Genomic DNA, 13,488 nt, shown 5'->3' with positions numbered 1-13,488 from the left:
GCATTTGTAACTAAAGAAAGCGGGAACCTGAGTTCCCGCTGTCGCGTGGCTTATCTCATCAGGCACCGCGTTGTAGCAGCATCGACTTGATATGACCGATAGCTTTGGTCGGATTCAGCCCCTTCGGACACACACTCACACAGTTCATGATGCTGTGGCAGCGGAATACGCTGAAAGCATCGTTCAGATCGTCAAGACGCGGTTGTGTTTCAGTGTCGCGGCTGTCGATGAGGAAACGGTAAGCGGCCAGAAGACCTGCCGGACCGACAAACTTGTCCGGGTTCCACCAGAAGGAAGGGCATGACGTCGAGCAGCAGGCGCAGAGAATACATTCGTACAATCCGTCCAGCTTTTCGCGCTCTTCCGGCATCTGTAAATGTTCACGCGCCGGAGGATTTTTCCCATCATTCAACAAGTAAGGCTTAATCTTCTCATACTGCTTATAGAATTGCCCCATGTCCACCACCAGGTCACGGACAACCGGTAAGCCGGGCAACGGACGGATAACAATTTTCTTGCTGCCATGACGTAAGGTCGATACCGGCGTGATACAGGCCAGACCGTTTTTGCCGTTCATGTTCAGACCGTCAGATCCGCACACGCCTTCACGGCACGAACGGCGGAAGGCCAGCGTCGGATCCTGCTCTTTCAGCAAAATCAGCGCGTCCAGCAACATCATGTCGCGCCCTTCCTGAGCTTCCAGCACATAGTCTTTCATGTACGGCACGTCATCGACGTCCGGGTTATAGCGATAAATCGAAAATTCGAGTTTCATATAATGTCCCAGCTCACGCCCTAGTAAGTACGCGCTTTCGGCGGGAACGCCGCGCGAAGCTTAGGCTGCATGTTCACCTCACGGCGTGTCATGCTCTCGGTTTCCGGCTGATACAGCGTATGACACAGCCAGTTCGCATCATCACGATCCGGGAAGTCAAAGCGGCTGTGTGCGCCACGGCTTTCGGTGCGGTAGTTGGCGGAGACAGCCGTTGAGAACGCGGTTTCCATCAGGTTATCCAGCTCCAGACATTCAACGCGCTGCGTGTTGAATTCTGTTGAAGTATCGTCCAGACGGGCCGTTTTCAGGCGCTCACGGATCACTTTCAGCTGTTCCAGGCCTTCTGCCATCGCATCGCCTTCGCGGAAGACCGAGAAGTTATTCTGCATACAGGCTTGCAGATCTTTGCGGATCGCCACCGGATCTTCACCTGAACGGGTGTTGTTCCAGCGGTTCAGGCGTTCCAGAGAGACATCGATATCGTCCTGAGACGCATCGCGGCTGTCGCCCTGTTCGGCAATCGATTCCTGCAAGTGCATGCCGGCGGCGCGACCAAACACCACCAGATCCAGCAGTGAGTTGCCACCCAGACGGTTTGCGCCGTGTACGGAAACACAGGCAATTTCGCCAACCGCAAACAAACCTGGGATCACCACGTCTTCGCCCTTCTCGTTCACACGCAGCGCCTGACCGGTCACTTTGGTCGGAATACCGCCCATCATGTAGTGGCAGGTTGGCAGAACAGGAATCGGCTCTTTGATTGGATCAACGTGAGCAAAGGTGCGGGACAGTTCCAGAATACCCGGCAGGCGGGATTCCAGCACTTCACGACCCAGATGATCGAGTTTCAGTTTGACATGCGGGCCCCACGGACCTTCGCAGCCACGACCTTCGCGGATTTCGATCATGATGGAACGCGCCACCACGTCACGACCGGCCAGGTCTTTCGCATTCGGCGCATAACGTTCCATGAAACGTTCGCCGTCCTTATTGAGCAGATAACCGCCTTCACCACGGCAACCTTCTGTGACCAGAACGCCCGCGCCGGCGATGCCGGTCGGGTGGAACTGCCACATTTCCATATCCTGCACCGGCACGCCTGCGCGCAGCGCCATACCCACACCGTCACCGGTATTGATATGGGCGTTCGTGGTGGACTGGTAAATACGGCCCGCGCCGCCGGTTGCCAGCACGGTCGCTTTGGCTTTGAAATACACCACTTCACCAGTTTCGATGCAGATGGCGGTACAGCCGACGATCGCGCCGTCCTGATTTTTCACCAGATCCAGTGAATACCATTCGGAGAAAATCGTGGTGCCGTTTTTCAGGTTTTGCTGATACAGCGTGTGCAGCAACGCGTGACCGGTACGGTCGGCCGCCGCCGCAGTACGTGCCGCTTGTTCGCCGCCGAAGTTTTTCGACTGGCCGCCAAACGGACGCTGATAAATACGACCGTCTTCAAGACGGGAGAAAGGCAGCCCCATGTGCTCGAGTTCCAGAATCGCTTCTGGCCCGGTTTTACACATATATTCAATGGCGTCCTGATCACCGATGTAGTCGGAACCTTTTACGGTGTCGTACATATGCCATTCCCAGTCGTCCTCATGGGTGTTACCCAGCGCAACGGTAATACCGCCCTGCGCTGACACCGTATGCGAGCGGGTCGGGAAGACTTTGGAAATCAGGGCACAGGACTGGCCCGTTTGTGAAATCTGTAATGCTGCACGCATACCGGCGCCACCTGCACCGATCACCACAGCATCAAACTCTCTGACTGGCAGATTCATTTACTACGCTCCCCAAACAACAATTGTTCCGTAAAGTAGGTAAACCACTAACGTCACGACAATGGCCAGTTGCAGCACAAGTCGGACAGCTACCGGTTTGACATAGTCCGTTAACACCTGCCACATGCCGATCCACGCGTGAATCAAAATCGACAACAGCGCCAGCAGTGTGAATACTTTGGTGATGGAGGAAGAGAAGAAGCCATGCCAGACATCAAAAGTCAGTTCCTGAGCCAGAACCACGAAGCCCAGAATATAAAGGATGTAAAGGGTGAGGATGATCGCGGAAGCACGCAGCAACAACCAGTCGTGCACACCATTGCGTCCTAATGCAGAAACGTTGCTTACCATACGAGGACTCCAGCCAGAATTGACAGCACGACGGTCAGACCGATTGCCACCTGGGCAGAACGGGTACCGGCAGCCAAACTCTCTTCGATATAGCCAAAATCCATCAGCAAGTGGCGGATGCCACCGCAGACGTGATAGGCCAGCGCAGTAAGTATTCCCCAAAAGATGAATTTGACGACGTAGCTATTCATGATGGCAGCCGCTTGCGCAAACCCTTCAGGAGAAGAGAGAGACAGGCCTAACAGCCAGAGGAGGATACCGACGGCGACGAAGGTTATTACGCCAGAGACTCGGTGTAAGATGGACGCTATCGCAGTAACGGGAAACCGGATCGTTTGCAGATCCAGATTGACAGGTCTTTGTTTTTTCACGGTTTTGCCCACACAGCTCTTATTATTTTACTTCCTCCGGTCTGGAGCAGTGTCAGACAGCATTAAGACTGTTTAGCCTTCATCCCTCGCGCTCAAACAACGACATCCAATGTGCTTAAACGGCGCGTGATGCATTTTCAAAGTTTTGCGTTTGGGAAACGTAAAATGCTCAGAAAACAACGCTGGGTGCTCCTACTTCAGGGTTTGCCCGGAGACCTCGTTGAAGTATAGGTTGATCACATTCCCATTACAATTGCCCTACAAATGCTTTATTCACATTTCTGCGAAACAGTGAGTTAGCTCCCAAATTCAACAAATCGCACAAAATAAATTATCGAGTTTGACATTTGATCAACATTTCCATTACATATGTCCCATCCCTGAAGGACTGTGATACTGAGCACATACCGGCGTTACCCTGACGCACCAAAAAGGGGAAAGTATTAAGAGAATCAGTGGATCACACAATCGTAAGACGGGGTCTTCCCTGTCGGGCCAAGTTATGCAAAAGTGGTGATTGTGTAAATCCTCATACTCTTCACTGGTACTGAGCGACAGAACAGTAATGATTTACCGAATCTTTAACAACGATGAAACGCCGCTTGTTTGTCACAGAGCAGTCTGAGACTGCGATTCGACTCAGCTCTACGTTCCCTTCCCATACGATCGCAGAGTTAAGGCTGATAATAATAATGACCTTACAAGGCGTCGCTTCCAGGCATTTCTGTTGTTATCGATTTTTAAAAATAAGGCGCTAAGGAGACTGTAAATGGCTGATAAGAAAGCGACACTTACCCTACAAGGTCACGACCCGATTGAACTGGATGTGCTGTCCGGCACGCTGGGCCAGGATGAAATTGATATCCGCACCCTCGGTTCAAAAGGCCTTTTTACCTATGATCCCGGTTTTACGTCTACCGCATCCTGCGAATCCAAAATCACCTACATTGATGGTGACGAAGGGATTTTGCTGCACCGTGGCTTCCCGATTGATCAGTTGGCGAAAGAGTCCAACTTCCTCGAAGTCAGCTACCTGCTGCTAAACGGTGAAACCCCAACGCCGAAGCAATTTGAAGAATTCAAAACCAATGTGACCCGTCACACTATGGTGCACGAGCAGATCACCCGTCTGTTCCACGGTTTCCGTCGTGATTCTCACCCGATGGCCGTCCTGTGCGGTGTGACCGGCGCGCTGGCTGCGTTCTATCACGATTCCATTGACGTCGAAAACGAACGTCACCGCGAAATCGCCGCCTACCGTCTGCTGTCAAAAATGCCGACCGTGGCCGCAATGTGCTACAAATATTCCATCGGCCAGCCTTTCGTCTACCCGCGCAACGACCTCTCTTACGCCGGGAATTTCCTGCACATGATGTTCTCTACGCCATGTGAAGAATACAAAGTGAACCCGATTCTGGAACGTGCCATGGACCGCATTCTGATCCTGCACGCTGACCACGAACAGAACGCCTCAACCTCTACCGTGCGTACCGCCGGTTCTTCTGGTGCTAACCCGTTTGCCTGTATCGCCGCCGGTATCGCGTCGCTGTGGGGGCCTGCTCACGGCGGTGCCAACGAAGCCGCACTGAAAATGCTGGAAGAAATCAGCAGCGTTGATCACATTCCAGAATTTGTGAAACGTGCAAAAGACAAAAATGATTCATTCCGCCTGATGGGCTTCGGTCACCGTGTTTACAAAAACTACGACCCGCGCGCCACCGTGATGCGTGAAACCTGTCATGAAGTGCTCAAAGAGCTGGATCTGAAAGACAACCTGCTGGAAGTGGCGATGGAGCTGGAACACATCGCGCTGAATGACCCGTATTTCATCGAGAAAAAACTCTACCCGAACGTCGATTTCTATTCAGGCATTATCCTGAAAGCGATGGGTATCCCGTCTTCCATGTTCACCGTCATTTTTGCCATGGCGCGTACGGTCGGCTGGATTGCACACTGGAGCGAAATGCACCAGGACGGCATCAAAATTGCCCGTCCACGCCAGCTGTATACCGGCTACGACAAACGTGATTTCCACTCCCAGCTGAAAAAATAAGCTCGTCTCTTTTCAGCAGTATAAAAAACGCCAACTTTTACGTTGGCGTTTTTTATGGCTGAAAAACATTATTTCTTTATTCGTTCTGCACGCCGACCAGCATCAGTTGTGGTGGATACGTTGTTTCCTTGGTGTTAAAGGTGAAAATATTGGTGTTGTTGTTCCCGCCTGTGCTGATACAAAAAGCGATCTGCTGTTGTCCCTTTTGCTGGGCCTGTTTAACCAATGTCGTGACATCAAAATCGCGGTATTGATTTTTCTCATCCAGATACAAGGTAGAGGCCGTCTGGTAATCACAAACAGGATGATTATTCCAGGTGACGGTATTTTCATCCCAGTCCGTGGTGGTCGGGTACATATAAATTGTCATACCGCCGGTTGACGTAGTTCTTCCGCCATAAATATGGAGTTTATATTTAAACAGCGCTGTCAGCTCATCTGAATACGTCGTTGGCATTGGCGGGATCTGATATTTTAGCAATGTCATTTTTTGCGGATTATTAGTTTCTGACGTATTTTTCGTATTACCCTGTACTAATAACTGTGTGGCTGAACCAAAGTTTTTATCACTCTCTTCCTGATTACTTACATAAGTATCAGCAATAGGATCGTTATAGGCATAAGGCATATAACTTGTGCAATCATAATTATTATTCATGCAGCGTTCCGTCATAAATTTCGCCGCATCTTCTGTCCAGCCGTTGACAAAATCTCCATGCGCGGTATAAACACTGCCCCATTGTTCAAGACGCTGATCGCCGTTCATGATCGGATCCAGTGACAGCTGAACCGTTCTCAGGTCAAGAGATGTCAGCCCGGGGAACAGATAGGCGACATTCATATTTACCGTAGGAATATGCTTCGGATAATCAGCCGGGCAGGCGCCATTATTGTCAGCGTATACCGCGTTAGGCTTATGTGCCGTACCTGAAGGTTTTGCGGCGATGGTTTTACCATCCCAGCAGTTAGGGAACTGAATCCCGATATTAAACTGCAGGGTGTCTCCGTTCGCAGGCTTGGTACAGGTGCGTTCAGCGCTGCTGGAATAACCCGTGCCATCATTACATAAAAAACTAATACGCGGGTTTGGTGACGTGCCCTGGTGATTACCGGCTAAAAGTTGTAAACCGTCCGGAAATGAGGTCAGCGGGTTTTGCGGGCTGTTGACGGTCTGATAATAGGTTTTCTGATACTGAGGCCGGACTTCTGTACCATCCGGCAATTTCAGGGAAGGTGCCCAGTAGGCTGATGAGTCGGCCAGATCTGTACAGGTTGTGGTGGCTTTTTGTCGTAAGGTTGTATATGTCGATGAGGCATCTGTACTGGTATTACCGAAAAAGTCATGCCACATCGCATGCCCCGGCATATTAAACATCATAATAGCGTCATCCCCTAATGTGTGAGAATAAGCACATTGCACACTGGTTTGATAATAATCAGCATGGCTGAAAAAAGGAACAACGCTCAGACTACAAATGGAAATAAATAACGCACTGGTACGTTTACGCATAAAACACCCTCAGTTAATTAAACTGCAAAGAGGCAATAAGAGAAAGATATTGCGTTCTTCACTGTATAATTCCCCTGAGGGCATTAAAAATCATACCCGCTCATTCATGAACAGCACAAATCTCATCGCGGTAAATAACATTTTATATCTGGCACACAGGGCACCAAAAAAATGGCCGGGATGACACACTGCCCTTTTCAATCGGATCGCCACACCGCTCGCACGGTTTCCCCGTCCGGCCAAAAACTTTAAATCTGAACAGTGCGCCGTGATGCACATTTTCATCCATCGTCCCGCGCGTGGCATAGGACAACCGCGCGACTGACAGGCAGGCATCCGCCAGCGCGTCCAGTTCTGCCTCTTTCAGGTCTTTGGGTTTATGCCCCGGCAACAGTTTTGCCAGCCATAAAATTTCCGCCCTCAGGTAGTTTCCCAATCCGGCGAGAAAGGCCTGATCGAGCAACATGCCGCCTAACTGACGGTTGCGAAATTTAGGGGAGAGTAAACGCTCACGAACCTGTGCGACTGTCAGAGAGGCATCGAGTACGTCAGGGCCGATACGCCGCAGGAACGGATGATTCTCTATCTCTGCCGTATCATAAATCCCAATTTCGGACGCGCTGTATAACAGGATCGCCGCATCGGTGGTTTGCAGCTGAACGCGTAACGACCGCTGGGTTTCTTTCGGTGTTTCACCGGCATTCACCACCCGCCACACGCCATAAAGCTGATTGTGGCTGTACAGGGTAAGACCGTTGGAAAAGTGCGTCAGCAACGCTTTACCGCGTGTTTCAATGGCCGTGATTTTCGTGCCACGCAGAGCAGACTGATAAGGTTTCAACGAAGGAAAGGCAAACCAGACATCCGTAAGGGGTTTGTTCACGACCGCGCGCACCAGCAGATCGGCCGCGCGGCGAATTTCAGGACCTTCAGGCATCAGTGAGTCGCACCCTCAGCAATTCGCAAATCCTGCTCGGTATGCAGCGCGATGGCGATAGTCAGTTCAAGGGCGTTCATGACAGTGTGTACTGACATACTTGGCTCGCCCGGATGCTTCGCCGCCTGCTCCGGCAAATAAGGAATATGGATAAAACCGCCCTTCACCACGTTGCAGGACGGCTGCGCCAGACGGTGCATCAGCCCGTACATCACGTGATTGCAGACATAGGTTCCCGCCGTTTGAGATACCGACGCCGGAATGCCCGATTCCCGCAGCCCGTTCACAATCGTCTTAATCGGCAGCGAAGAAAAATAGGCGGCCGGACCGTCAGCGACGATCGCTGCGTCCACCGGCTCATTCCCTTCGTTATCAGGAATACGCGCATCGTCGATATTAATCGCCACACGCTCAACGCTAAAATCACTGCGTCCGCCCGCCTGCCCCACGCACAACACCATTTCCGGATGCACGTCATCAATCGCGGCATTCAGCGCTTCAATGGCTTTACCAAACACACAAGGCAGCTGGCGCACCACAATCTGCGCGCCCGACAACTCCAGGTCACCCAGTTGTTTCACCACTTCCCACGACGGATTGACGCGCTCGCCGCCAAAGGGTTCGAAACCGGTCACTAAGACTTTACGCATGATAGATCCTTGTTGTAGGGCAAAACGGAACCTCGTCTGGGGTCATGAGATCATTATGAATGAATTTCTATCCCTTGTTCATCAAACGCCTCACGCAACCGCATCGCAAAAGTCAGTGCGTGCTCACCATCACCGTGCAGGCAAACCGTGTCGGCTTTCACCGGCACCCAGACGCCTTCGCGGCTGAGCACTTTCTGCTGCTGAACCATCGTCAGCGTCTGCTCCAGCGCCTGTTGGTCACTGTCGATCATCGCATCGGGCTGACTGCGGGGGACCAGCGCACCGTTGCTCTGGTAGCGACGGTCGGCGAACACTTCCTGACGCGTTTGCAGGCCCGCGCGCTCACCGGCGCGGATCAGTTCGCTGCCCGCAAGCCCCACCAGCCGCAGCGTCGGGTCGACGTCAAAGACCGCGCGGGCAATGGCATCAGCGAGCACGGCGTCGGTCGCTGCCTGGTTGTAGAGCATCCCGTGCGGTTTGACATGTATCATTTTCCCGCCTTCGGCACGGGTAATGGCCGCCAGCGCGCCGAGCTGATACACCACCTGCGCATACACCGTTTCCGGCGGCAATTGCATGGCGCTGCGGCCAAAGTTTTCGCGATCGGGAAAACTCGGGTGCGCGCCAATTGCCACGCCGTATTTCATCGCCAGGCGCACCGACTGTTGCATGGTCAGGGCGTCTCCGGCGTGAAACCCGCAGGCAATATTGGCGGAACTGACCCGCTGCAACAGCGCCTCATCATTGGCACAGCCTTCACCCAGATCGGCATTAAGATCAACGATCATACAATCCCCGCTTAATCTGTCCGATAAACAGCGACTGTTCGCGTAACGCTTTTTGCGCCTCTTCCGGCGTGCATTTCACAAAATGAATGGGCTCGCCGAGGCGGATCTGCGCCAGATTATAGAGATCAGCCTCGATCACACAGGCGATACGCGGATAACCGCCGGTGGTCTGCGCATCGGCCATCAGCACAATCGGCTGACCGCCGTGCGGCACCTGCACCACGCCCGGTAGCAGGCCGTGAGACAGCATTTCGCGATCCGTTTCCCGTTTCAGCGCGCGGCCATGCAGGCGATATCCCATGCGGTTACTTTGCGGGCTCAGCTGCCATGAGGCACGCCAGAAAGCTTCGCGTGATTCGGCACTGAACTCCTGATATTCCGGCCCGGCTAATGCGCGGATACGATTGCCGAACAGCAACTGTTTGATGCCGCCGGTGCTTTTCGGTGTGTGGAAAGTATCACCGGTTGGCAGCAGATCGCCGTCCTGCAGCGCACGCCCGTTAAAGCCACCGAACTGAGCTTTCAGATCGGTGCTGCGCGAGCCCATCACTTGCGGCACATCAATGCCACCGGAAATCGCCAGATAACTGCGCATTCCGCGCGTCGGCATTTTCATCGTCAGAACCTGGCCCGGCTTCACCGCGTAACGCCAGCCGGTCCAGACGTCTTTCCCGTCAAGCTGGGCGTGGCAGCCTGCACCGGTCAGCGCTATCCAGCCTTCGCGATGAAACTCCGCGCTGAACTGCCCGAGGGTGATCTCCAGCCCTGCGGCGTCCTCATCATTTCCGGCCAGCAGATTGGCGATGCGCAGTGCAGGGCCGTCAAGCGCACCGGACTGACTTACACCCTGCTGGCGATAGCCGTTGCGGCCCAAATCCTGCACGGTCGTAAACATCCCGGCGCGTAAAATTTTCAGCATACGCCCTCCTTTTGCGGCACAAAGCGCACGCAGTCACCGGGTAATAATAAGGTCGGCGAGGCGCGCGTGGGGTCAAACATCGCCAGCGAGGTCAGCCCGATCAACTGCCAGCCGCCGGGCGTGGCCAGCGGATAAATGCCGGTCTGGCTGCCGCCGATGCCCACAGAACCCGCGGGCACGGAAAGACGGGGCTCGCCGTGACGCGGCGTCGCCAGCTGTTCCGGCATCCCACCGAGGTAAGGAAAACCCGGCTGGAAGCCCAGAAAATAGACGGTGTAATCAATGCCCGAATGGCATTCCACCACCTGACGCGGCGTCATACCGGTATGGCTGGCAACATTCTCCAGATCCGGGCCCTGCTTCCCGCCGTAAATCACCGGGATCTCAATCAGCCGTGATTCCGGTTCAATGGCCTCACTCTCTTCCCACCAGTTTTGCAGACGTTCAATCGCGTCGAGCGCAGAGCTCTGCGCATCGGTGAGCAGAACCGTCAAATTATTCATGCCGGGAATGACTTCGCGAACGCCAGGATAGGCCGTGCGATCCTGTAAACGTTGGGTCAGTCCCCAGATCCGCTGCTGGCTGGCCAGGGTCACTGGGGGTTCCAGCTCCAGCACTACCGCGCGTTCACCCAGCAGGTAACATCGTGCTCGTTGCACTCAGACACTCCTCAAAGAAGGGTTGTGGATCATCAAGTTATTCAGCAACTCAATATATCGGAATTTGTTTTTAGATTAAGGGTAGTTATGCGGGAAAGCGACTGATGATGTCAACTTGTCCACGGCATGTTCAGGGCGGTGAAGGTTTCCCCTGCCGCCCGCACCTGCTACTCTCGGGGGTGTTGAAGTTTTTTAGCGTTTGGATAACGCATTCTTTACATCAAGAACGTCACAACAAGAAAGGGACGACCCGTGAGAAAACCTTTAGCACTCTTTTTTCCGCTTTATACCACCACATTACTGATGCTGCTCGGTTCCGGCCTGCTCACCACTTACATCTCCCTGCGACTGTCAGCGATACACGTCAGCGGTGCCATGATTGGTGCGATCATCGCGGCTAACTACATCGGGCTGGTGATTGGCGGCAAAGTCGGCCATATCCTGATCGCCCGCGTCGGCCACATTCGTGCGTATGTCTCCTGCTCCGGCATCATCACCGCCGCCGTCCTCGGCCACGGTCTGACCGACATTATTCCGGTCTGGGTGGTGCTGCGTCTGATCATCGGCCTGTGCATGATGGTGCAATATATGGTGCTGGAAAGCTGGCTGAACGATCAGGCAGAAGCGAATCAGCGCGGCGTGGTGTTTGGTTTTTACATGGTGGCGTCGTATCTCGGGATGTCGCTGGGCCAGGTGGTGCTGATGCTCGACAGCGGCCTGGGCGTCAGCACGCTTATCATGATTGCGCTGTGTTTTGCACTCTGTCTGGTGCCTATCGCCCTGACCACGCGCACCAACGTCGGCCATATGTCGCCCGCCCCCATGGAACTGAAATTCTTTATCGGCGCGATCCCTAAAGTGCTGGCGATCACCCTGGTCATCGGCATGGTTGTCGGGTCGTTTTACGGCATGGCGCCGATTTATACCAGCCAGCAATCGCTCACCACGCAGCAAACCGGTCTGTTTATGGCGCTGGCGATTTTCGCCGGTCTGCTGGCGCAGTTCCCGCTGAGCTGGCTGTCGGACCGTTATAACCGCAACATGCTGATGCGCATAAACGCGATCCTGCTGGCGGTCGCCGCCCTGCCGCTGGCGCTGCTGACTCACATCTCGTTCCCGCTGCTGCTGGGCATCGGTTTTGTGGTCAGCCTGATGCAGTTCACGCTGTACCCGCTGGTGGTCGCTCTCGCCAATGACATGATCGAACCGGAGCGGCGCGTCTCACTTTCAGCCTGTCTGCTGATGGCATTCGGCGTCGGTGCCTGTATCGGGCCGCTGGCCGTCGGCGCGCTGATGGAGCCGCTGGGCGGCAATATTCTGTACGCCTTTTTCGCGCTGTGCGGTGCCGCCATTGTGGCGCTGAGCCGGACATCGGCCAAAGAAGAAGAGACGGTGATGGCGGTGGATGCGCCGCTGCCGCATATTGCGATGCCGGACAGTCTGAGCAGTTCGCCTCTTTCTCCGGCGCTGAATCCGGCCTTTGACGAGCAGATGATTCAGGAAACCATGCCCGCGCCGGAAAACGTCACCGAACCGGTGGTGGAAGAAAGTGAAGTGGCAACCGATGAGGAAGAAGAGAGCCCGTATCCGCCGCAGGGCGCAGACCCCGACGTGGATACCGGCTTACAGCGGGCATTTACCTTGCTTGAAGACAGCGTGCCTGATGAAACGACAGAGAATGCGTCAGCTAAGTCAGAGACGTAAAGCTTGCCACCCGTGGGGATCCGGCCAGCGCACAGGAACCGACGCGTACCAAGCGTACGTGAAGGTCACCTGCTCTGCTCGGATCCCCCATGGCAAATACGTCAGCCCTTAAGCCGGATTGTCGATGTCGATAAACATGACATCTAATCCGTGATAATCCTGAAGCCATTCGCCCAGCGCTTTCACGCCATAACGTTCCGTGGCGTGATGGCCGGCGGCGTAAAAATGCAGCCCCATTTCGCGGGCAATATGAATGGTTTGCTCGGAAACTTCACCGCTGATGAAAGCATCTACACCAAAGTCTGCCGCCTGCTGAATGAACCCCTGACCACCGCCGGAACACCAGGCGATGCGACGGATCTCATCCGGCCCGCCCTGCGCGCTGTGCAGCACTTTGCGATCCAAAATCACTTCCATGCGCTGACGTAATGCTTCACCGGACAGCGGCTTTTTCAGTTCGCCATAAGGCACCAGCGGCATCACTTCTCCCTGCACATCAATGCCGAACAACTCCGCCAGCTGCGCGTTATTGCCCAGTTCGGGGTGCGCATCGAGCGGTAAATGATAACCGTATAAATTGATGTCATTGACCAGCAGGGCTTTCAGCCGGTTGCGCTTCATTCCGCGCACCACCGCCGGTTCATTTTTCCAGAAATAACCGTGGTGCACCAAAATCGCATCTGCTTCCACCGCAATCGCTGCATCCAGCAGATCCTGAGAGGCCGTCACGCCGGTGACCACGCGCTGCACGTTGCGACGCCCTTCGACCTGCAGGCCATTGGGCGCATAATCATGGAAATTACTGACATCCAGTTTCTGGTTAATCAGGGCTTCGAGCTGGAGATTGTTCATGGTGTTCGGCTTCTCACATAGGGACGATTCTCACGATGATAACCGACATCTCCCCAATGCCCCAAATGCCCGCTGTCTGCCGGCGCGTCTTCTGAGATCCACTGATATTCACGGACTGAAATAAAAAAGGGA

13 protein-coding genes are annotated in these 13,488 nt (G+C 54.1%); 2 read left to right on the top strand and 11 right to left on the bottom strand.

Features of this window, described 5'->3' with window-relative positions; genetic code table 11:
- Positions 1–58: 58 nt before the first annotated feature.
- From ABSH60_RS15735 to sdhC, 4 genes are read right to left on the bottom strand one after another with little or no spacing between them, the layout of a single operon-like run.
- Entirely contained in the window at positions 59–775 is a 717-nt protein-coding gene (locus ABSH60_RS15735; RefSeq protein ID WP_112168978.1) for a succinate dehydrogenase iron-sulfur subunit, read from the bottom strand.
- Between the two features lie 20 nt (positions 776–795).
- Complete coding sequence (gene sdhA, locus ABSH60_RS15730; protein WP_056771638.1) at positions 796–2,562, bottom strand: succinate dehydrogenase flavoprotein subunit; 1,767 nt, start codon at positions 2,560–2,562, stop codon at positions 796–798.
- 3 nt (positions 2,563–2,565) lie between these two features.
- Positions 2,566–2,913 carry a succinate dehydrogenase membrane anchor subunit gene (gene sdhD / locus ABSH60_RS15725; protein ID WP_095921202.1) on the bottom strand — a complete coding sequence of 116 codons (348 nt, stop codon included), beginning with the start codon at positions 2,911–2,913 and terminating at the stop codon, positions 2,566–2,568.
- Positions 2,907–3,296, bottom strand: a complete 390-nt coding sequence (gene sdhC, locus ABSH60_RS15720; RefSeq protein ID WP_056771631.1) for a succinate dehydrogenase cytochrome b556 subunit — start codon at positions 3,294–3,296, stop codon at positions 2,907–2,909. Before sdhC ends, sdhD begins: the two co-directional genes overlap by 7 nt.
- A 757-nt stretch (positions 3,297–4,053) precedes the next feature.
- Here sdhC and ABSH60_RS15715 point away from each other — a divergent pair.
- Positions 4,054–5,337, top strand: coding sequence for a citrate synthase (locus tag ABSH60_RS15715; RefSeq protein WP_056771627.1), 1,284 nt, complete (start codon positions 4,054–4,056; stop codon positions 5,335–5,337).
- Positions 5,338–5,413: 76 nt separating this feature from the next.
- Here ABSH60_RS15715 and ABSH60_RS15710 read toward each other — a convergent pair whose 3' ends face one another.
- From ABSH60_RS15710 to pxpB, 6 genes are all read right to left on the bottom strand, one after another.
- Positions 5,414–6,847: a DUF1996 domain-containing protein gene (locus ABSH60_RS15710; protein WP_217204920.1), complete on the bottom strand. Its 1,434-nt coding sequence runs from the start codon at positions 6,845–6,847 to the stop codon at positions 5,414–5,416.
- 142 nt (positions 6,848–6,989) lie between these two features.
- Entirely contained in the window at positions 6,990–7,784 is a 795-nt protein-coding gene (nei, locus tag ABSH60_RS15705) for an endonuclease VIII (protein ID WP_217204921.1), read from the bottom strand.
- A complete protein-coding gene (pcp, locus tag ABSH60_RS15700) occupies positions 7,784–8,434 on the bottom strand; it encodes a pyroglutamyl-peptidase I (protein ID WP_056771620.1) in 651 nt (216 codons plus the stop codon). The genes nei and pcp overlap by 1 nt, the downstream gene beginning before the upstream one ends.
- 53 nt (positions 8,435–8,487) lie before the next feature.
- Positions 8,488–9,222, bottom strand: a complete 735-nt coding sequence (gene pxpA, locus ABSH60_RS15695; protein WP_390974700.1) for a 5-oxoprolinase subunit PxpA — start codon at positions 9,220–9,222, stop codon at positions 8,488–8,490.
- A complete protein-coding gene (gene pxpC, locus ABSH60_RS15690; RefSeq protein WP_390974698.1) occupies positions 9,212–10,141 on the bottom strand; it encodes a 5-oxoprolinase subunit PxpC in 930 nt (309 codons plus the stop codon). Before pxpC ends, pxpA begins: the two co-directional genes overlap by 11 nt.
- Positions 10,135–10,800: a 5-oxoprolinase subunit PxpB gene (gene pxpB / locus ABSH60_RS15685; RefSeq protein ID WP_056771611.1), complete on the bottom strand. Its 666-nt coding sequence runs from the start codon at positions 10,798–10,800 to the stop codon at positions 10,135–10,137. The genes pxpC and pxpB overlap by 7 nt, the downstream gene beginning before the upstream one ends.
- Positions 10,801–11,103: 303 nt before the next feature.
- On the opposite strand from pxpB, the gene ABSH60_RS15680 reads away from it, so the two are divergent.
- Entirely contained in the window at positions 11,104–12,504 is a 1,401-nt protein-coding gene (locus ABSH60_RS15680) for an MFS transporter (RefSeq protein ID WP_390975790.1), read from the top strand.
- Between the two features lie 108 nt (positions 12,505–12,612).
- Here the strand turns inward: ABSH60_RS15680 and ABSH60_RS15675 are convergent, their stop codons facing one another.
- The gene (locus ABSH60_RS15675) at positions 12,613–13,356 is read right to left on the bottom strand and encodes a type 2 GTP cyclohydrolase I (RefSeq protein ID WP_056771606.1); all 744 of its coding nucleotides are present in this window, start codon (positions 13,354–13,356) and stop codon (positions 12,613–12,615) included.
- Positions 13,357–13,488 lie beyond the last annotated feature (132 nt).

The organism is Rahnella sp. R3(2024) (genome assembly GCF_042920125.1).
GTDB lineage: Bacteria > Pseudomonadota > Gammaproteobacteria > Enterobacterales > Enterobacteriaceae > Rahnella > Rahnella rivi.
The sequence above is the reverse complement of the archived record's forward strand: the minus strand, read 5'-3'. Positions and strand labels throughout refer to the sequence as shown.

What these genes read in the sequence shown, in the direction of transcription:
- pxpA (WP_390974700.1), bottom strand. Translation starts at nt 9,222, where the DNA reads ATGATCGTTGATCTTAATGCCGATCTGGGTGAAGGCTGTGCCAATGAT.
- ABSH60_RS15675 (WP_056771606.1), bottom strand. Translation starts at nt 13,356, where the DNA reads ATGAACAATCTCCAGCTCGAAGCCCTGATTAACCAGAAACTGGATGTC.
- pxpC (WP_390974698.1), bottom strand. Translation starts at nt 10,141, where the DNA reads ATGCTGAAAATTTTACGCGCCGGGATGTTTACGACCGTGCAGGATTTG.
- nei (WP_217204921.1), bottom strand. Translation starts at nt 7,784, where the DNA reads ATGCCTGAAGGTCCTGAAATTCGCCGCGCGGCCGATCTGCTGGTGCGC.
- ABSH60_RS15710 (WP_217204920.1), bottom strand. Translation starts at nt 6,847, where the DNA reads ATGCGTAAACGTACCAGTGCGTTATTTATTTCCATTTGTAGTCTGAGC.
- ABSH60_RS15735 (WP_112168978.1), bottom strand. Translation starts at nt 775, where the DNA reads ATGAAACTCGAATTTTCGATTTATCGCTATAACCCGGACGTCGATGAC.
- sdhD (WP_095921202.1), bottom strand. Translation starts at nt 2,913, where the DNA reads ATGGTAAGCAACGTTTCTGCATTAGGACGCAATGGTGTGCACGACTGG.
- pcp (WP_056771620.1), bottom strand. Translation starts at nt 8,434, where the DNA reads ATGCGTAAAGTCTTAGTGACCGGTTTCGAACCCTTTGGCGGCGAGCGC.
- ABSH60_RS15715 (WP_056771627.1), top strand. Translation starts at nt 4,054, where the DNA reads ATGGCTGATAAGAAAGCGACACTTACCCTACAAGGTCACGACCCGATT.
- sdhA (WP_056771638.1), bottom strand. Translation starts at nt 2,562, where the DNA reads ATGAATCTGCCAGTCAGAGAGTTTGATGCTGTGGTGATCGGTGCAGGT.
- ABSH60_RS15680 (WP_390975790.1), top strand. Translation starts at nt 11,104, where the DNA reads ATGCTGCTCGGTTCCGGCCTGCTCACCACTTACATCTCCCTGCGACTG.